Here is a 19,520-nt window from a genome sequence, read left to right as displayed (position 1 = left end):
CGGAACCGTTTTAATATTTTAGGCTAGCCTAAAAGTATGTCTACTGATGAGACGGTGCACGAGGCACCAACGCGCAGAGACACGATCAAATACGGCGGCGCAGTGGTCGGCGGCGGCCTGCTCGCCGGCTGTACCGGCGAGAGCTCCGAACCGACAACCGAGGAAGACACAGCAACTGATGAGTCGTACTCGGTGACGATCTCACCAGTCGGAACCATTGAGTTCGAGGAGGTACCAAATCGGATACTGACGTATAATAAGCACTACGTGGATATGGCGGTCGCTTGCGGACACGGTGAGGCGATCGAAGCCATGGGAGATCAGTTCTATATCGGATACTACGAACAGCTCCCCGGAGTCGAGTTCGACCCGTCGACACGAGTAACAGTCACCCACGACGATAAGGAAACAATCTACCAGGTCGACCCCGACCTCATCCTCCTAGATCCGACGTGGTACCGGGTTTACTCGGAATATTTCGACTTTGATGAGGACGACATCGAGGAAATCACCCAAAACGTCGCCCCCTACTTCGGGAACCGGTTTTCACGAGCACACACCGACACGGGGATCGAGGATTACGAGTACTACACTGCATGGGAGCTGTACGCGAAAGTCGCACAGGTGTTCGGTGAGACAGAGAGAATTCAGGCATTGAAACGTGTTCGTGACGAACTCGTCGCACACGTCGAATCCAATCTACCACCCGAAGCGGAACGTCCGACAGTCGGACTCGTCGCAATGAACGATTGGGCGGAGTTCTCACCATACAAAATCGACAACGAGGGCTTCGGTGTGTCCCATTATCGGCCGCTTGACGTACGGGATGTTTTCGCCGAGAGCGACCGCACGTACGAATCGGATGGAGGAACCTACGACCTCGAAGCGATGCTCGAACTCGATCCGGACGTTCTCATTCACAACTTCGGCACGGGCGGATTCGACGACCGGTATCAGTCGATGCTCGAACTCGAAGACGATCCGGTTGGTTCGGAGTTGAGCGCGGTGCAGAACGATCGGCTGTACGGTGGCGGAGATTCGATGCAGGGCCCAATTTATAATCTGTTCCAGATAGAGATGGCTGCGAAGCAGATCTATCCTGAGCAGTTTGGAGAGTTCCCGTCGTACAATGACGATGGAACCTACGACATCTCGGAATCGGACCAGCTGTTCTCCCGAAAGCGCGTTGCGGACATTATCAACGGAGAATTTTAAATGAATGACGACACAAGCAGGACGAGTCGACAAGAGAAACCGACTCGGCGCGACTACGTGAAGTACGGCGGTGCGGTCGTCGGCGGTAGCCTACTCGTTGGCTGTACGGGTGAGACAAGCCAGGAGTCGACCACTGAAGCCGATACGTCGACCGGGGGCGACACTTCCTACGAGGCGTGTATCGAACCGGTCGGCTGTCAGACGTTCGAAACAGTTCCGGAGACGTGGATGGCGATCACAGGCCCGTGGGCAGATATGGCGATCGCACTCGGACAGCGAGACGGGTTCCTCCCGGCGGGATTTTATCCTCCGGCGTACTTTTACGAACAGGTCGGTGTCTCATTTCCGACCGACGTTCCAAACCCGCTGGTCGGTGGGGGTTGGGACAAAGAACTGTTCTACGAACTGGATCCGGACGTTGTCCTCTCTGATCCGAACTACTTTCACGGGACTGGATTCGATAGCTCGTGGGACGAACGCGATACGCAGGAAATCGCCGATACCGTCGCCCCCTTCTTCGGAAACAATATCGTCCGGCGGCGTGAGTTCCATGATTACGAACTGTATTCACTGTACGAGGCGTTCGAGAGGCTTGCCGACGTGTTTGATGAGCACGAACGATACGAGGCATTCGTCGACGTTCACGACGAACTCCACGCCGAGATCGATTCGAGGCTACCGAACGGCAGTGATCGCCCCGAAGTTGGGCTGATCAACTTTGGTTCCGATATCGAGGGTGGAGCGTTCGCCGCGATGACGACGGACTCGGAAGGAACTGAGATGAAACAGTACCGTGATCTCGAGATCCAGAGCGTTTTCAACGAAGAAGAGACCAATGGGATGCTCGACTACGAGTCGATGGCCGAAATCGATCCGGATATCATCATCGTCCACGGCGGTGTTCGTCTGGTCGACGACGATGGTGGCTTCTCTGCGCAGGCCTTCGACGACCAGTTTGTTGCTACGCTGGAAGCACACCCAATCGGGAGTCAGCTCACCGCTGTCGAGAACGACGCGGTGTATCCGGGTTCGTACTTCCAGCAGGGACCGATTGCGAGTCTTTTCCAGACCGAACTCACTGCACGACTGCTGTATCCCGACGAATTTGGTGCGTTCGATCCCGAAGCGTTCCCAGAGATACCTGAAGAAAACCAGCTGTTCGACCGTCAGCGAGTGGCCGACATCATCAACGGAGATCTCTAGAGATGAGCAATGACGACACGACACACAAGGTACCGACGCGCAGAGACACGATCAAATATGGCGGAGCGGTCGTTGGCGGCGGCTTGCTGGCAGGCTGTACAGGAGATTCAGACGGTGGAGCAACCGCCGAAGCGACAGAGACAGAGTCCTCGTCGACCACGGCAGCCGACGACAGCTACTCGGTGACGATGTCACCGGTCGGAACCGTCGCGTTCGACCAGCCACCCGAAACGGCGACGGTGTACGACGCGACGTGGGCCGACATGCTCGTGGGTCTCGGTCACGGTGATGCCGTCCTCTCGCTCGGACACCCGGACTCCTACTACGCGGGCTACTACGACCAGCTCGACGGCGTCGACTTCGAGCCGAGCGAACTTGCGCCGCTCTACAATGACGGGCTCGACAAGGAGCAGTTCTACGAACTCAGCGGGGATGTCCACCACCTCGACCCCGTCAACATCGGGTACAGCGGCTGGTCGGGGTGGTCGATGACGGACATCGAAGAGATCGAGGACAACATTGGACCGTTCTTTGCGAATCGGTTGAGTCGCGCACACGCCGAGCCGTCGTCTGAATACGGCGGAGAGTACGAGTACTACTCGCTGTGGGAGCTCACCGAGAAGCTCGGGCAGGTCTACCGCGAAACTGAGCGGGCAGCCGAATTGAAGACGATTCGTGACGACTTGGTCGACGAAATCACGGGCTCTCTTCCGTCCGAGTCCGACCGCCCATCGGTCGGGCTGCTCGTGTTTTCGCCCGACGAAGAGGCGTTCTCACCGTACCGGATCAACGCCCCGGGCTACGGCAAGGCCCAGTACCGGCCGTTCGCCGTCGAGGACGCCTTCGCCGACAGCGACAAGACCTACGCGGAGAACTACGAGGGGAGCTACGACATCGAGGGGCTTCTCGATGTCGACCCCGACGTGATCATCCACAACTGGGACATCGAGCCCTCGGACCGGACCCGCGCGATGCGGGAGTTCTTCGCCGACAACGCCGTCGCGCAGGAGCTCACCGCCGTCCAGAACGATCGCGTCTACATCGGCGGTACACCCACTCAGGGGCCGGTGATGAACATCTTCCAGATCGAGATGACCGCCAAGCAGCTGTTCCCCGAACAGTTCGGCGAGTGGAAAGGAGTCGGCCAACACAGCCCATCGGAACGACTGTTCGATCGTGAGCGACTGTCGACCACTATTACCGGAGGAAATTGAAATGCACGACAGGACGACTCACACTGCACCGACCCGACGTGATTACGTCAAGTACGGCGGCGCAGTCGTTGGCGGTGGACTGCTGGCAGGCTGCACCGGTGACGCCAACAGGGAGTCGACCACCCCGTCGACCGACTCGGAGCCAGCCGACGGTTCGGAGGCCACGGAGGACGGCTCCTACACGGCGTCGATTTCGCCGATGGGCGAGGTCTCGTTCGACGCGCCGCCGGAGACCGTCTTCACCCGACTCACCCACCACGCCGGGATGGCCTTCGCCCTCGGCCGGGGGGGATCCATCACGGCGATGCACGCCCCGGACTACTACGACGGACTGTGGAACCAGTTCGTCGACCGCCTGCCGGGGGTCTCGCTGGACTGGACCGGGCTCTACTCCTCGTGGGAGCCGAGCAAGGAGAAACTCTACGAACTCGACAGCGACATCCATCTGGCGGACCCCGCATGGATTACCAAACAGGACAACTGGGACAGGGCGGACATCGACGAGATCGGCACTGCCGTCTCACCGTGGTTCGGCAACTCGCTTTCGGACCGCCACGCCGAACCGCCCGCCGACTACGCCGCGGGCTACGAGTACTACACCCTCTGGGAGCAGTTCGAACGCGTCGCCGAGGCGTTTCAGGAACAGGAGCGCTACGAGGCGCTCGCCGCGATTCACGACGACCTCCTGTCGACCATTGAGGCGAACCTCCCGGCCGAATCCGAGCGCCCCTCGGCAGTCATGCTGGCGTCGGCCGACATCGAACAGATCTACGCCTACACGCTGGATACCCCCGGGTTTCTGACTGCTCACACCCGACCGCTCGGTGCGAAAGACGCCTTCGAGGGCGCGGTCGAGTCCAACTCGGTGGTCGACTTCGAGATGCTGTTGGAGGCCGATCCCGATGTCGTCCTCCTGCTCGGCGGCTTCGAGCCGGAGACGAGCCTCCCCGAGCGACGGGAAGCGTTCAGAAACGACCCGGTGGGCTCGGAGATCACGGCGGTCCAAAACGGCCGGCTGTATCCGCAGGGCGCTCGGTATCAGGGGCCGATCCTTAACCTCTTCCAGCTGGAGATGACCGCCAAACAGCTGTATCCCGATGCCTTCGGCGCGTGGCCGAGCTACGACGAGGGGCCGTACCCCGAAATCCCCGACGACGAACGGCTGTTCGACCGCCAGCGCGTCGCGGATATCATTAACGGAGAATTTTGAATGTACACCCACACGATCGACGATGGACCGACGCGGAGGGAGGCGCTCAGATACGGCGCGGCAATCGCTAGCGGCGGGCTGTTGGCGGGCTGTACCGGGACTACCGATACCGACGACGCCGACAATGGGGGCGCGTCGACCGACGATTCCGACCATTCGGTGACGATGTCGCCGATGGGAACCGTCGAGTTCGATGCCGTCCCCGAGACCATCTTCACCGTCTTTTCGCAGTATGCCGATATGGCGGTCGCCCTCGGCCATGGCGAGGCGGTCAACTCGGTGTACGTCCCCGAGATGTCGGGGACAACGATGAACCATTACTACGAGCATATCGATGGCGTCTCGTTCGACTGGGAGGATCTCCACGACCCACTAAACGACGGGCTCTCGAAGGAGCAACTGTTCGAACTCGACAGCGATGTCCACCTCGCCGACCCGGCGTGGGCCTCCACCCAGCAGAACTGGGATCAGGGCGACGTCGACGAAGTCGGCTCCCAAATCGCGCCGTGGTTCGGCAACTTCTACAGCGGGACACAGGCCTCACCGCCCGAGGGGTACGACGAGTACGAGTACTACGACCTGTGGGAACTGTTCGAAGGTGTCGCCCGAGTGTTCGACGAACAGGAGCGGTACGACCTCCTCGCGGCGGTCCACACTGATCTCGTCGACACCATCCAGCAGGACCTCCCGCCGGAAGACGAACGACCGACTGCCGTCCGCGTTTCGATTGGGGGCGATGGCGAGTCGTTCTACACCTACCATCTCAACAAGCCGGGCTACTGGCTGGCCGACACCCGACCGCTGGGCGCACGCGACGCCTTCGCCAACGAGGACTGGAACAATCTCTGGGGTGAGGTCGACTTCGAGGCGATGGCCGAGGCCGACCCCGACGTGATCCTCCATCTGTGGGGTATCACCCCATCACGGAGCATGGCCGAGATGCGGTCGACGCTCGAACAACATCCGGTCGGGAGCGACTTGGCGGCGGTCCAAAACGACCGGATCTACGCACAGGGGATGCGATATCAGGGGCCGATCATGAATCTCTTCCAGATTGAGATGGGTGCCAAACAACTGTATCCCGAGATCTTCGGCGAGTGGCCACAGTACGAGGACGGCGACAGATACCCCGAGATCCCTGTCGACGAACAGCTATTCGACCGCCAAGAGGTTGCAGACATCATCGACGGAGAGGTTTAAATGACGAACAACACGACACCGACCGGACCAACACGCAGAGACACGATCAAATACGGCGGCACAGTCGTTAGCGGTGGCCTGCTCGCTGGCTGTACCGGCGAGGGTTCCGAGCCGACCACCGAAGCGGATACCCCGACCGAGTTGACCGACAACAGCTACACCGTCTCGATGGCCCCAGTCGGCGAGGTCACGTTCGAGGCGGTCCCCGAACAGTGGGCCGCCTACGATGGGGCCTACGCGGACATGGCGGTCGCACTCGGCCAAGCCGATGGCATTACCGGTATCGGCGGTGCGGATCGCTACTACACCTACGTCTACGACGAACTGCCGGGCGTGAGCGTCGACCGCGAGACCATCGAGGCCAACCCCGAGGTCCGAACGAAAGAGGAGTTCTACGAACTCGACAACGACGTCCACCTTTATGACCCCCAGATGCTGATCAACTGGTTCGGCTGGAGCCAAGATGATGTCGAGGAGATCGCCGACAACATCGCCCCCGTTGTCGGGAACCTGATCTTCCGGCGCTCCGACGAATGGCACGACTACGAGTACTATACGCTGTACGAGGCCTTCAAGAAAGTTGCGCGGGTCTTCCAGCAGGAGGCCCGCTACGAGGCCTTCGAGACGCTTCACGACGAGTTTATCGAGTCGGTGCAGGCGCGGCTCCCGCGGGAATCTGAGCGCCCCGAGGTGTTTCTCACCTTCGAGGGAACTACCGAGCCCGAGACGTTCTCGCCGTACCGTCTCGACGACAAGGGGACCAGCAAGAAGCAGTGGCGCGATCTCGGCGTCACTGACGCGCTGGCCGACACCGACATCAACCAACTCAGTACGACCGAGCGCGGCGAACTCGACTACGAAAACCTCCTAGAGGTCGACCCCGAGATCATCCTCGTTCGGGGTCACGAACGCAAATCCGCCGCCGAGTTCCGCGACACGGTGTTGGCCTACATGGAAGACCACCCCGTCGGGAGCCAGCTTCGGGCCGTCCGGAATGGCCGAGTCTACCGCGGCGGCTATCTCAATCAGGGGCCGATCCACAACCTGTTTCTGACCGAACGGGCAGCCAAACAGCTCTACCCCGATGAGTTCGGCGACGTGACCGGCGACCGAGAGCTGTTCGACCGCCAGCACGTCGCCGACATCGTCACCGGAGACACCTGATCCCCACGAGACAACCCCCGTCCCCGCTTCCACTATGATCGGCACGACACTCTCCGACATCCGCCGCCACATCGAATCGCTCGCCAGCCCACAAGGGAGCTACTACCTCGTCTGTGGCCGCACCGGCGACCAACCGGTCCCCGCAGACGGGCTTGCCTTCGACTGTCGACCGACTGCGCGGGCGGCTGCCACGGCGACCGAGCAGTACCGCACGGCGCTCCGCCGCTACGATCCACAGCTTCCCTGTCACGACGTCATCGTCTGCCAGCGGTCGGCGGCCGTCCGGTCGCCCGAGGACCCGGAGTGTCGACTTTCCGCCGAGGGGTCGACCGTCGACTTCTGTCACACCGTCGCTGGCGTCGTCTTCGAGACGATCGCCGACTCCTCACACGCGAACCCCCAAGGTGCGATCATGGATCGCTATCTTGCGCTCGCCGAGACGATCGCCCACCCCGACGAGCTCTGTCTCCGGCTCATCGAAGCCATCGCCACCGAACTTGACGCCCGGCTGACGCCCGCCGAGCAGGCCGATGTCCTCCGGGCGGCAGCCGATCGGCTTTCGGTGCCGACCCCTCCGTCGACCACGCCAACTGCTCGTGCCGACCCGCTCGACGCCGCCCTCGAGAGCCTCCAGTCGGCGTCGATGCTCGGGGCCTACACCGTCGACTGCCAGTCGGTTCGCTGTGCGTCGACCCGCTGGGAGCTCACCCTCAAGGATTACCCACTCGGAAGCGATGACCACGTCGTCACCCTGCCGCTGGTCGTCGAATGCTTCCGGCGGCTCTCGGCGGTCGACCTCCGGATCTACGGTGTCGAACGCACGGCCACCACCCCGCCATCGTGGCGGCTCACGCTCACGGCGACGGCTGACGGATCGGGCGGTCCGCTGAGTGTCGTCGATGCGGGGGCATCATGACCGACCCGGAGCCGGTGACCGAACTCTCGCTCGACGCTGCTCGTCGGCTGGTCAGCGACGAGCGGGATCACGTCGACGAGAAGCTGGCGGCGTTCGACCGGTTTGCCGACGGGCTCTGTCGGCTCCCCACGGACTCACAATCCTCGGGGCAGCCGACGACTTCGCCATCCTCGCCGACGCGGTCGATGCCACCTAGTACCGGCCCTCCGGGATCGATCTCGGCGGCCGTCGGCGGCCAGTCCTCCAACGATGACACCACCCGCCGGGTTCGGTCGCTGTTCGCCGAGACGGTCCGCCCCCACAGCATCGAGGACGTCGACGAGCCCGAACCCCTGCTGGTGACGATCCGCGAGGAACTCAGCCCTGAAATCGCCCTCGCGGTGGCTTCCTCGACCGACCGGGCGTTCACCCCCGACCTCCGGGCAGCGATCTGCTCGGCGGTCGACCAGTCGCAGGCCGAACTCCGGGCCATGCGACAGGGACTCGACACCGAGGCCGACGAGCTGCGGGCAGCCGACGACCTCTGCGGGGAAATCACCGACTGTATCGACGGCGATCGCCAGCCGTGTTCGGAACTCGGATTCGAGGTACTCAGTCGTCGACACGAGCTACTGGCCAGCTTTCGCCAGCAGTGTGAGACCCTCGCCGCCGACCGCCAGTCGACGCTTCACGGGACGACGAACCACACGGCCACCGCGAGCCTCTCACACAGTACGCTCGTCGAGTACCTCTATCAGCCGCTTACAGTCGGCTACCCCGTCCTCTCGGCGATCGCCCACCTGACCGACTACTGCGAGACCTGCCAGCGAACCGTTCGCCGCCATCTTACACGACGCGGATGAATTTCATTCCACCCCACTACCAGCAGTCGTCGACCGCTGCATCCCATCACCAGTCGTCGAACGCCCGTTGGCGGACGGTGAACTGATGAGCGACGCCGCACAGTACCTGTTGGTCGTCCACCAACTCGCCGGACCGAGCGGCGAGCCGGTCGCCTCGGGACGGGTCGCCGACGAACTCGGCCGCTCGCCGTCGTCGGCCACCGAGATGCTCCAGCGACTGGCCGACAAAGGGCTGGTCGACTACGAGCCGTATAAAGGCACACAGCTCACCGACGCGGGCCGCGAGCGCGCGGTCGAACTCCAAGAGTCGTATCTGGTGTTGCGTCGCTTTTTCGACGACGTACTCGATCTCGCCGATCCCGACGCCGAGGCGTTCGAACTAGCGGGGTCAGTGAGCCCGCTGGTGGCTGACCGGCTGGCGACAACCGTTCTCGGCATCGACCCCTCCGAGCGGGCGTCGACCACAGCACTGAGCAACCGATTGAATGAGTGAACCGCGACTAATTTGCTGCTCGTGGCCCAACAGACTAGTGTCCCATGTCAGATACCGACACACCTGAAAACGAGCGTACGGTGATCCGCTAGGGCCGCAACTTCGAACAGGAGTACCGTCTCGAAGCCAGCGAGCTCGGCGACTTTCTGATCTCACTGGGCGAACAGCTACCGGACGGCGAGGAGCTTACCGACGACGACCAGCGGGAACTCCCATTCACCTTCGGCGAACCTATCGAGTTAGAAGTCGACTACGAGGGGATGGACGAGCCGGAACTTGAAATCGAGATCGAAATTCCCGGCAGCACCGACGCGACCGCGCCGCACGTCGAGTGAGTCGAACAAGGGGCCAACCGCAACCAGCCGTCTTGCGGTTTTTAATTCGTCGACTCGCTCACAACGAGCGTGTCGTCTTCGAGGTAGTGTTCGATGTGGTGAGTGTGTTCTTCGAGCGTTTCGAGCTGCTCGCGGAGCATGTGCCCGGTAGCGTAGTCGCCGAGATTCTCGACGAGTTCGATATGCTGGCGGATGCTCTCGATCATGTTTCCCATCATCTCCAGATCGTTCGATAGCGAGGTTCGGATGTCGTAGACGTCCTCGTCTTCGGCCTCGACGGTGGCGTTCTCGGCAAGCGTAGTCATACTCGCATGCGGGACGCCACCGAGTGCCTGGAGGCGTTCGGCGATCTCGTCGGCGGCGGCCTCGACGTCCTCGTAGACCTCCTGCAAGAAAACGTGGATGTCATGGAACTCCGCGCCCTCGACGTTCCAGTGGTGTTTGTGGAGCTGGTGGTAGAGCACATAGGCGTCAGCCAAATCTGTATTGAGCGCGTCAATGATCTGCTCGGCCTTCTTTTCGTCGAGTCTGAGTGCGTTCGATTCGACAGTGCCCGCTTTCTGATTGGTCCGCTTTTCAGTGTTCATTACATATCCTTCTTAGATCTTCTCTTCCTTATAACTTATCAAATTTAGTATAATTTTTCGTATACCCTAAACCATCGGATGGATGGATTCGATGTCTCTTTGTACCTGTCATTTGTCTTCGACAGTCTCGTTGGCCCGCTTGCAACAGTCTCGGCTAATGAAGAGTTCTACCACATCCGTACGCGTTCTGTCGAGGTCGGCGAACCCATCTAGTTAGAAGTCAATTCTAAGGAAATGCACGAGCCGGAACTCGAAATCAAAATCGAAATCCCCGGCAGCACCGACGCAACCGCGCCGGGCAAAAACTAATATATTTTAGCCTAACCTAAATTCAGTAGCGATGAGTCTCTATTCGACAAACACAACCAACTCCCCCGGCGCATTCGATACGACTTGTCACGAGTGTCAACGAATCGTGCGAAGCCATTTGATTCGGAGGGCCTGACAAATGAACGTCGGGCCTCGTCGACAGCGAGCGAATGCGTGGATATGGGTGTATATTGCGCTCTTTGGGTCCGATGACGAGGATGTCAATACGAGGACCAAATCGACTGGTAATGCCGATGAATCAGCAGACGAGATGTCAGAGGACTCTGAGATAAAATGAGCGGGACAGACCAGTACCTCCCAACGAGATACATCGAATCGAAAACATAATTTTCCCAGTAATTTCTGGGCAGGTAGCTGGTTAACCCGAGTGGGGCCAATCGACTGATGTCTGTGCTGCCAATCGATGAACAACAGGTCAAGAAGGTTTCTTAATACTATTTCTACACGACAATGATCGGAGAGAATAGAAGGCACGCATCAAAACCTATCCTCCGAAGTTGTGGAAGTTGAGACTACAGCGGGTATGGCGGGCCTGTAATGCGTGGTATCGGCCGAATCGGAGAGTGGAATCCGCGTCAGATAGCTTTCTGAACGGCTGCTCTTGTTCCGCAGGCAACTATTCTAACGGATTTCCGAGACTCTGGATAGTGTCGCCACTCAGACGTCCCGCTATCGCGGGGAGAATTCCGTTACTATCCGATTCCCGTTTCCTTCTTCACCAGCGTCAGCGTGTTGTCGGCAGTCACGATCGGCGAGTGTTCGTACTCACCGGTCAACTGTACCTGCACGAGCAAATCAACCGCTCGCCAGATCGAGTACAGGAGACAGGCGAAGGCGAAGTAGAAGAATCGGAGGCCAAAGTGCTTCGAGGTCGTCGCGCCCATGAATCGTTTGATCGATTTGTAGCCGCTCTCAATCTCCCATCTGTATCCGTACTCAGTAAGGAGCCCGCTATTCCGATTCGTCATGAACACCGAATACTGCTGATGATCGGTGTGTTCGGAGTTCTCTTTGCGTCGGTAGATGAGCGTCGTCGAGTGCCACTCGTTATCGCCGAGATGTAACTTCCGATCGGTCTCATACCGATCCTTATCGCGCTGTAGAAGTCGTTTCGCCTGTGCTTTCTCGCTGGTTTGCATCCGTTTCGGGACGATATATGAGAGTCCGCGCTGGCTGAGCATCTCCAGGATGTGCTGGCTATCGAACTCTCGGTCCATCAGCACATTGTCGACGTGAACGAGGGCCTCTGCCGAGTCCAGGAGGTCTTCGACGATTTCCTTACGCGTATCTCCTTTCCGGACTGGGCGCGCATCGAGGACTATTGGAACAGCGTTCCCAACCAGCTGAACCGTCGCCCACTGGTAGGCGTACTCGTCGGTGTTCTCCTTCGTCCCGATGATCTCGTCTTCGTGATCCGTCCTATCGCCTGTGAAAGGATCATCCTCGGTAATATCGATGGCGACGATACCAGCTCGGAAGAACTCCTCCGTCTCTGCGACTCGATCCAAGAGGCGACCCACGGCTTGGCGGTACATCTCCCGAATCTGTTCGATAGAGAGGTTCCGTACATGCTCGCGATGGGCGTGGCCGAGCGGTGTCCGCTCTCGATTGGACTCGTGGATGAAGCTCCGAGCGCCTTCGTTGACGGCCAGATTCTCACGGAGGCCCAGATACGTCTGTAAGTCCCAGTAGGCATTCTCGTGGATCTCACACCCCTCGCCACGGTCCAGTGAGAACGCTGGTAACGCAACGCGACTCACCTGCTCAGTGACTATCTCAGCCTGCTCTAATACGGTTTGGTCAGATGGGTCCGATTCTGGACTCTCGTCATTATGTCTGCGGTTCTGTCGGTTTGGTTCACGCGGGATTGTAACGCCCGCATTCTGCGCTTTAATCAGAATCGTTCGCGCTGCTGTCTCGACGGTAGCTTGGAGTTCAGCAGTGAACCGATGGTGCCAACTGCGCCACAGCGTGGATTGGCTCGGCACCGACTCCAGGCCGAGTTGATTACAGAGAGCGGGGTGGTTGGTGAGGTATTCGGCGAGGGCAGTCTCGTGGTCCCAGCCATGGCACTCTTTCAGCAGGAACAGGCGAAACAACGTCTCCATCTCGTAGCTTGTTGAACCTGTGTACCGGTCGTGGGTATCGAACTGAACGTATGCGAGCGGCACTGCGTGGACGAACGGTTCGACTGTCTCGTGTTCATCCTGGTTGAACCATACTTTTGCGACGGTGTGGATATCCGACTCCAACGCTGGGAGGAACGAGCGATCGGCCAGCGGGCTAGACTCGTACGTGGGCCAATCGACGTAGGATTGTTGGGCGATCTGGCGGAAGACAGTGCGGCGAGACTCACGGGGTAGGGGCACAACAAGAGGCTGATCACGGCACGCTCAAGTACTCGTCTGGTTGGTAAATTCACCTCCTGTTCTCATATAATAGCCTCATACTGTGAGCGTTCTGCTAGATGTTCTGTTGTTCAGGATCAAGCATAACAGATCGTAAAATCAGCAACATCCCAATAGAGACGAGTACCGCTTGAACGAGCGCAGCTGAAAACAGCGAGGTGTTGAACGTATTGAGAATAAGTCCTTCACAAACTGCGCCGATTCCAATAAAGACGAATCCGATCGAAACGTAGAACATCGGACTGCTTTCACTCCGGCGATACGCATAGAACGCAAGATACGCAACAGAGAGACTCAGCGAGAGCGCGATCAGCTTTATGGCGATGGTCGGGATGCTAATCATATATTCTCGCGAAAATTGTTCCAGAGCGTGGTGAAGTTGTCGGCGAGCTCGTCCCGAGTCTCGATGGACAGTTCGAGCTCACCGTCGGAAATGACGAGCTGAAGCGTTTCAATTGTCGTTTCAAATAATTGTTTGTGTTCGCCACCGGAACCGATCGTCGAATGAACTCTGATGAGACCGTGTTCCTGTAGGGTGGAGATACGACGGTAGATCGTCGCCAACGATGCATCACATCGCTGGCTGAGTTCTTTCGCCGTTCTGGGGGATTCATCAGCAGCTAGCAAGATTTCTCGAGAATAGTCGTCCGCGAAAAGCTCCAAGAGGGCCGCAGACTGGCTGTTTTCCCCTGTCGTCATATGCCCATATTACGAGTTCATCCGCAAAGAAGCGACGATTTGGCCACACCAAACGTATCGTTGCTATGCACAACAAAACGGAACTCCCACGAAATCGAATCCGCTTTTCTACGAACGAGCAAAGAGCCGGCCTGCTTTATTTACCAGAGATCTAAACGGGAATAGGAATGCGATCGTCATCAAGACGTTACCTGAAAGCAGTAACTATCAGTGCCGGTGCGTTCGTGCTCTTTGGAATTGTCACGGGCTTGATTCCGAATCCTCTCTACATTCGGCAGGTACCACGAACGCCGCTGGATTATCTATTCCTCACCACTACTGCGGCCTTCTTGGGAGTATATACCCTCCAACGAACTAACAACCAGCGCAATGACGAGAAGACAGCTACTGTAGGAACAGTGGTGGGCTTTCTGGCATTCGGCTGTCCAATCTGCAATGCGTTTCTGCTCGCCTTGTTTAGCAGCTCCGCACTGATGACGTATTTCGACCCGTTACGACCCCTTTTAGGTGTCGTAAGCGTCGTGTTCTTTGCAGGACTTCTCTACAGCCGTTCACAGAGTTCATGTGACGCCTGTGGTATGGATGAACAAGGAAGTCAAACTCACTAGTAAGTATACAGAATGACAGACACTACAACAGGCGAAGCTGAAGATACGGACTCAAAGAACAGATGGCCTCTAATCGGGCTCGGCGGTGCCGTAAGTCTCTGCTGTCTCTTTGCGGCACCAGCAGCGACAGGTGCAGCCGGGGCCACCGTTGCTGGAGGGGCCACAGCGGCATTCGGGGGCGGCCTTCTTCGAATCCTTGTCTCAGCCATAGCAGTTGGGATTGTCGGCATTGCCATCCAACTGTGGCCCTCTTCGTCGTCCTGCGAACGATAAACACAGACATACCTTCTTTGCTGGCGGTGCAAAACGCCAGACAATACTTGTTCGGATGATGGTAAGCCACGGATATGGATCGACGAAGGTATTTACAGTCGGTCGCCGCAGCTGGGACCACTGCAAGCGTCGCTGGTTGCCTCGGCGTACTTACTGAATCTGGCGCTGAGGGAACAGTCCTTGGCCCGCCTGAACAGGATCTAAGTGAAGCCGCTCATCCGAGCTACGGCGACGAGATGCCCGAGTTCACCGTCCCCGACCCGATTACGGGTGAAGATATTTCAACGACTGATTTTGAGGGGGAGCGAACCATCCTCTGGACATCGTTCTACACGAATTGTCCGGACGGCGTTTGTCCCGCCCTCATTCTCCGACTGCGGCGGGCACAGGAAGTCGCTGCCGAGGGTGGGTACGGCGACGCCGCCGCCTTTCTCGCACACACCTTCGACCCCGAGCGCGACACGGCTGATGTCCTCCGCGAGTACGCCCGCCAGCAGGGGGTCAATCTCGACGCTGGCAACTGGCACTTCCTTCGGCCGGAGAGCTACGAAGCAGGGCAGGAACTGCTAGAAGAACAGTTCGGGCTTGTCATCGAGAAGCAGCCTGCTGAGGATCTCGAGAATCTGGAGTATCAGTTCCCGCACTACGGGCTGATCCTTCTCGTGAACGAGCGTGGCATCGTCGAACGGGCGTACCCGAACGGTGCGTCGGTCGATGTCGAGACCGTCGAAAATGATTTCGAGCAGGTGGTTACAGGATGAAGCGTCGGAACCTCCTTGCTGGACTCGCTAGTGTTGGAGCAATCGGCGGCGCTGGGGTCGTCGCCACCGGGACAATTCCTGATACCTTCAGCACCGGGAGTCAGACACCGGAGCCAGTCGAACCGACGACACTCGACACGATCGAAGCACCAGGAAGCCGCGGTGGTGAGGTGACGATCCCCCCGGATAATCAAGCCACATTCGTCGACTTCTTCGGGACTTGGTGTGCGCCCTGTGTTGAGCAGATGCCAGCACTCGGTGAGGCCGAGGACCGGATTGGTGATGAGGTGCTATTCCTCTCGGTAACGACCGAAGACGTCGGTGGTTCACTAAGCGAGGAAACAGTCGTCGAGTGGTGGCGCGAGAACGACGGCGACTGGTTGGTCGCTGCTGACGTGACCGCCGAACTTGCAGCGAAGCTCAATGTCGGATATTACCCGACTGCTGTGGCGCTCGATGCGACTGGGCGAATCCAGTGGTCTGAAAAGGGTATTCATACCGCTGACGAGATCGTCTCGGGTATCGAAACCGCTCTCAACGCATGATCAGCGAGACGCTTCTAACAAATGTCTCGTTCGCGCTCACAGCGGGTGTAGCAACGTTCTTTTCACCGTGTGCCTACCCTCTGCTACCGGGCTACGTTGGCTTCTACGTGAACTCTACTGACACCGAAAGTGCCTCCGTCACAGGCGCGGGGATTCGGGGAGTGGCAGCCGCGTTGGGCGTACTTGCGACGTTTGCGTTTCTGGGCGGGGCAACGGCGTGGGTCGGTCACGAGGCACTGTCAGATATCACCATTTTCGAGACGCTAGTCGGTGGATTGCTCATCGTCTTCGGATTACTTGTCGCATTCGACCGCGCTCCATCACTGTCATTACCACTTCCAAAGCGCCGATCAAGCATTCTCGGCTTCGGTCTTTTTGGCGCGGGATACGCACTAGCGGGGGCCGGATGCGTCGCCCCAGTCTTCCTCGCAGTCGTAGCTCGGGCCATCACCCTCCCGACCGAAGCAGCGATGCTCGTATTAGGAGTCTACGCTGGCATCGTTGCTGTACTAATGGCTGCAACAACCGTCGCAACTGGAGTCGGTATCATCAGTAACGCAAATCGCGTAATGGCCCATTCCAGATGGCTCAAACGGCTCGCCGGCGTTGTGATGATCGTTGCTGGGGTCGGCCAACTCTATCTCTCGCTCATTGTATACTGAACAATCATCTAATGATGATCGACCGTCGAAGGATATGGCTTCTCCCTTCAGAGAGGACGTTGTTCAACGTATTCGCGTGTTTTTCCCTGCAACACGTATTCGGTCTGTTGGAGGTCTTCGATCGTCCTCGAACCAGTGATGAACATAGCGGTCTGCAGTTCAGCGATCAGATCCTCGACTCGTTCGATAACGGCTTCAGGCCCCTCTGTAGCCGGTTTCAAGAACGGTTTCGCCAGCCCGCCGGCGAGGGCACCTAATGCAATCACTTTTGCCACGTCTAATCCTGTCCGGACACCACCACTCGCGATTACGCACTCGTGTTCGGCAACACACTCGATCGTGCTCGCAGCGGTCGGGATCCCCCACTCTCGAAACAGGGTGCCGATCCGTTGCTGTCGTGGTGCATTCGCGGCCGCTGCACGGTAGGCTTCGATCCCAGACCACGTCGTACCGCCTTTTCCAGCGACATCGATCGCGTCAACCCCTGCCGCAGTTAGCTTTCGGGCAGTCTCCCCGGAGATTCCGTTACCCGTTTCTTTGACGATGATCGGTACTGAGAGGTCCTCAGATACGTGTCCGATCGCAGCTACACAGTTCCGGCCATCGACGTCGCCTTCTGGTTGGGTGGCTTCCTGGAGGAAGTTCAGGTGGACCGCGAGCGCGTCGGCGTCGATCATCTCGACTGCCTGCTCGACCATTTCGATGTCGTACTCCCGGAGTTGCGCCGCACCGAGATTTCCATAGATGAACGCATCGGGCGCAGCATCACGGACGACAGTATACGATTTGAGGACGCTGTCATCATCGAGTTCAAGGCCGGCCCGCTGGCTTCCGAGCCCCATAGCGATGCCCGTCTCGCCGGCAGCGCGGGCCAGTGCTCGATTGAGTTCCGTGGTGTTGGGGTGACCACCGGTCATGCTCTCGATGAAGATTGGGGCAGATAACTCGTGTCCCAAGAACTCGATGGACGGATCAATAGCATTATAATCGAGTTCCGGAAGTGCTTCGTGAACGAGCTGTACGTCTTCAAAGCCCGTTCCTGTCGTTTCAACGTCCCGCTCCTGAACAATCTGGATATGGTCGTCTTTTCGGTCTTCAGTCTCCGACGAGCCCTGCTCTGTCATTAGTTGAACTCGCAAAAGGAGCGGCAAAAGGGTACTGTTATCGGGCGTTTCTGGCATTAGAAGGTCGAATCATACGCAATCCTACGACACCGCTGTTGAGGAACAAACTAAGTACAGCACGACACGTACCGCCAAAATTAGCCGTCAGGATAGTGGTCCATCCAAGGTCGCGCTCGTTCAAGCGCTGCGGCGACACTCAGTATATCAGCCTCAGCAAACCGTTTCCCGACAATCTGTAGCCCAACGGGGAGGCCGTCATCGGTGAGTCCAGCAGGTACTGACGCCGCAGGATGCCCAGTAAGGTTGAATATCCACGTCAGCATCATATCGGTCGGGACGCCCCGCACTGACTGGCCGTCAATCTCTGTCGGATAGCCGTCAGCAAGGTGTTTGCTATACGGTGGGACAGTGAGAGTTGGAGTTACAAGGACATCAGAGCCTTCGAGGGCGTCTTCGATGCCGTCGTACGCGGCAGTCCGGGGGCCGTTTTGCAGTCGCTCAGCAGTCGCATCGATCTCTGCTCCTAGTTCGATAGTCGCCCGGACTGTCTCCTCGACGTCCGCCGCTTCGAAGTCGATCTGATACTCCGCGGCGATTTGCCGAGCGAACGTACGGAAAAAGACACCAACCTGCTGGATATACGCCTTCGAAAGTTCCCCGTAGGGCGGAAGCGACACGTCCGTGGTATCGACGGTTGCGCCAGCAGCCGCAAGATCATCAACGGCGGCGGTGACTGTCTCTCGCACCGCTGGTGCGATTGGTTGGAGGCCCAGATTCAGACTGTATGCTACCGATAGATCGTCTGTTGGCCGGTCAATCGCGCCCACGTAGTCCACATTAGGGGCAGGGACGCTATACGGGTCTCGGCTGTCGTGCCCCGCGAGAACGTCAAGGAACACGGCGATGTCCTCCGTAGTTCGGGCCATCGGACCGTCGACAAAAAACGGAGAATGGGGGCTGAATCCGTCATTCGGGACTCGCTCTGGAACGAGTCCGAATGTCGGCTTCAAGCCGATAACGTTGCAGCAGGAGGCCGGAACTCGAAGCGACCCGCCAATATCCGACCCGGTCGCTAATTGTACTGTGCCTGCCGCAAGTGCGGCTGCCGATCCACCGGAGGACCCCCCGGCAGACCGGTTGTGGTCGAACGGGGTGGGTGTTGCTCCGACGAGGCGATTCTCCGTCTTGATGGTATGGCCGAGTGCTGGTGTATTGGTGGTACCAACGATGACTGCGCCAGCAGCCTCCAACCGTTCGACTATAATAGAATCCTCACCAGCAACGTTGTCCGCGAGCGGTGCAAGTCCCATCGTATTCCGAACGCCAGCCTTCCGGCTCCGAAGATCCTTGATAGCAACCGGGACACCGTGAAGCGGACCGAGATTCTCGTCACGACTGGCTGCCTGATCGGCCTGACGAGCGCACTCACGAGCCGAGTCCGCGACGACCGTAATGAATGCGTTCAACTCTGCGGTCGCCTCGATGCGTTCCAGCGCCGCCTCGACGAGTTCCAAAGAGGACACCGTTTCGTGACGAACCGCTTCTGCGAGTTCGCGGGTCAACTGTCCTCTGAAATCAGACACACCTCCTCAAGACCACGTATTGGGAAATAAAGGCTTGGTCAGTGCCCGCCAGCCTAGCTGGTAGGGTACGCAGCGGTTCGGACAATTCGTCCGAGCAATACGCATCTCTATCTGACAGCGGTTCCATCTTAATCCATATCTGATAAAT

19 protein-coding genes and 1 pseudogene are annotated in these 19,520 nt (G+C 58.7%); 14 read left to right on the top strand and 6 right to left on the bottom strand.

Translation table 11 applies throughout. The annotated features are described in order from the left end of the window. The first annotated feature begins 36 nt into the window (after nt 1-36). The 10 genes and pseudogenes from NO877_RS18240 to NO877_RS18195 all read left to right on the top strand — a co-directional run bounded on the left by NO877_RS18240 (nt 37) and on the right by NO877_RS18195 (nt 9,792). Nucleotides 37-1,215: an ABC transporter substrate-binding protein gene (locus tag NO877_RS18240; RefSeq protein WP_256397732.1), complete on the top strand. Its 1,179-nt coding sequence runs from the start codon at nt 37-39 to the stop codon at nt 1,213-1,215. Next, complete coding sequence (locus NO877_RS18235) at nt 1,216-2,418, top strand: ABC transporter substrate-binding protein (protein ID WP_256397731.1); 1,203 nt, start codon at nt 1,216-1,218, stop codon at nt 2,416-2,418. A 2-nt stretch (nt 2,419-2,420) separates the two neighbouring features. Next, nucleotides 2,421-3,632, top strand: a complete 1,212-nt coding sequence (locus NO877_RS18230; protein ID WP_256397730.1) for an ABC transporter substrate-binding protein — start codon at nt 2,421-2,423, stop codon at nt 3,630-3,632. A gap of 1 nt (nt 3,633) precedes the next feature. Beyond that, a complete protein-coding gene (locus tag NO877_RS18225) occupies nt 3,634-4,842 on the top strand; it encodes an ABC transporter substrate-binding protein (protein ID WP_256397729.1) in 1,209 nt (402 codons plus the stop codon). After that, nucleotides 4,843-6,042 (top strand): ABC transporter substrate-binding protein, encoded by a 1,200-nt coding sequence (locus NO877_RS18220; protein WP_256397728.1) that lies wholly within the window; start codon nt 4,843-4,845, stop codon nt 6,040-6,042. Beyond that, nucleotides 6,043-7,206: an ABC transporter substrate-binding protein gene (locus tag NO877_RS18215; protein WP_256397727.1), complete on the top strand. Its 1,164-nt coding sequence runs from the start codon at nt 6,043-6,045 to the stop codon at nt 7,204-7,206. 34 nt (nt 7,207-7,240) lie between these two features. Continuing rightward, nucleotides 7,241-8,122: a DUF7551 domain-containing protein gene (locus NO877_RS18210; RefSeq protein ID WP_256397726.1), complete on the top strand. Its 882-nt coding sequence runs from the start codon at nt 7,241-7,243 to the stop codon at nt 8,120-8,122. Continuing rightward, nucleotides 8,119-8,964 (top strand): DUF7260 family protein, encoded by an 846-nt coding sequence (locus NO877_RS18205; protein WP_256397725.1) that lies wholly within the window; start codon nt 8,119-8,121, stop codon nt 8,962-8,964. Before NO877_RS18210 ends, NO877_RS18205 begins: the two co-directional genes overlap by 4 nt. An 85-nt stretch (nt 8,965-9,049) precedes the next feature. Further along, nucleotides 9,050-9,457, top strand: a complete 408-nt coding sequence (locus NO877_RS18200; protein WP_256397724.1) for a metal-dependent transcriptional regulator — start codon at nt 9,050-9,052, stop codon at nt 9,455-9,457. Between the two features lie 44 nt (nt 9,458-9,501). Continuing rightward, nucleotides 9,502-9,792, top strand: a pseudogene (locus NO877_RS18195) (amphi-Trp domain-containing protein). A gap of 41 nt (nt 9,793-9,833) precedes the next feature. On the opposite strand, the gene dpsA reads toward NO877_RS18195, so the two are convergent. From dpsA to NO877_RS18175, 4 genes are all read right to left on the bottom strand, one after another. Next, the gene (gene dpsA, locus NO877_RS18190) at nt 9,834-10,379 is read right to left on the bottom strand and encodes a DNA starvation/stationary phase protection protein DpsA (protein ID WP_256397723.1); all 546 of its coding nucleotides are present in this window, start codon (nt 10,377-10,379) and stop codon (nt 9,834-9,836) included. A 1,022-nt stretch (nt 10,380-11,401) separates the two neighbouring features. Next, on the bottom strand, nt 11,402-13,078 hold the full coding sequence (locus NO877_RS18185) for a transposase (RefSeq protein WP_379827645.1): 1,677 nt from the start codon (nt 13,076-13,078) through the stop codon (nt 11,402-11,404). Between the two features lie 94 nt (nt 13,079-13,172). Continuing rightward, the gene (locus tag NO877_RS18180) at nt 13,173-13,460 is read right to left on the bottom strand and encodes a DUF7521 family protein (protein ID WP_123619687.1); all 288 of its coding nucleotides are present in this window, start codon (nt 13,458-13,460) and stop codon (nt 13,173-13,175) included. Beyond that, nucleotides 13,457-13,816, bottom strand: a complete 360-nt coding sequence (locus NO877_RS18175; RefSeq protein WP_256397722.1) for an ArsR/SmtB family transcription factor — start codon at nt 13,814-13,816, stop codon at nt 13,457-13,459. Before NO877_RS18175 ends, NO877_RS18180 begins: the two co-directional genes overlap by 4 nt. 167 nt (nt 13,817-13,983) lie before the next feature. Between NO877_RS18175 and NO877_RS19980 the strand changes: the two genes are divergently transcribed. From NO877_RS19980 to NO877_RS18160, 4 genes are all read left to right on the top strand, one after another. After that, nucleotides 13,984-14,424: a hypothetical protein gene (locus NO877_RS19980; RefSeq protein WP_349253452.1), complete on the top strand. Its 441-nt coding sequence runs from the start codon at nt 13,984-13,986 to the stop codon at nt 14,422-14,424. Between the two features lie 347 nt (nt 14,425-14,771). Continuing rightward, nucleotides 14,772-15,458: an SCO family protein gene (locus NO877_RS18170; RefSeq protein WP_256397721.1), complete on the top strand. Its 687-nt coding sequence runs from the start codon at nt 14,772-14,774 to the stop codon at nt 15,456-15,458. Beyond that, nucleotides 15,455-16,003: a TlpA family protein disulfide reductase gene (locus NO877_RS18165; RefSeq protein ID WP_256397720.1), complete on the top strand. Its 549-nt coding sequence runs from the start codon at nt 15,455-15,457 to the stop codon at nt 16,001-16,003. Before NO877_RS18170 ends, NO877_RS18165 begins: the two co-directional genes overlap by 4 nt. After that, the gene (locus NO877_RS18160) at nt 16,000-16,665 is read left to right on the top strand and encodes a cytochrome c biogenesis CcdA family protein (protein ID WP_256397719.1); all 666 of its coding nucleotides are present in this window, start codon (nt 16,000-16,002) and stop codon (nt 16,663-16,665) included. Before NO877_RS18165 ends, NO877_RS18160 begins: the two co-directional genes overlap by 4 nt. A 47-nt stretch (nt 16,666-16,712) precedes the next feature. On the opposite strand, the gene fni is transcribed toward NO877_RS18160, so the two are convergent. Both fni and NO877_RS18150 read right to left on the bottom strand, forming a co-directional pair. Beyond that, entirely contained in the window at nt 16,713-17,789 is a 1,077-nt protein-coding gene (gene fni, locus NO877_RS18155; protein ID WP_256397718.1) for a type 2 isopentenyl-diphosphate Delta-isomerase, read from the bottom strand. Nucleotides 17,790-17,926: 137 nt separating this feature from the next. Next, entirely contained in the window at nt 17,927-19,372 is a 1,446-nt protein-coding gene (locus tag NO877_RS18150) for an amidase (protein WP_256397717.1), read from the bottom strand. Between the last annotated feature and the right edge of the window lie 148 nt (nt 19,373-19,520).

It is taken from the genome of Halohasta litorea (assembly GCF_024494645.1).
In the GTDB taxonomy this organism is placed as follows: domain Archaea; phylum Halobacteriota; class Halobacteria; order Halobacteriales; family Haloferacaceae; genus Halohasta; species Halohasta litorea.
Note: the sequence above shows the minus strand (reverse complement) of the source record. Positions and strands in the feature narration are given on the sequence as shown.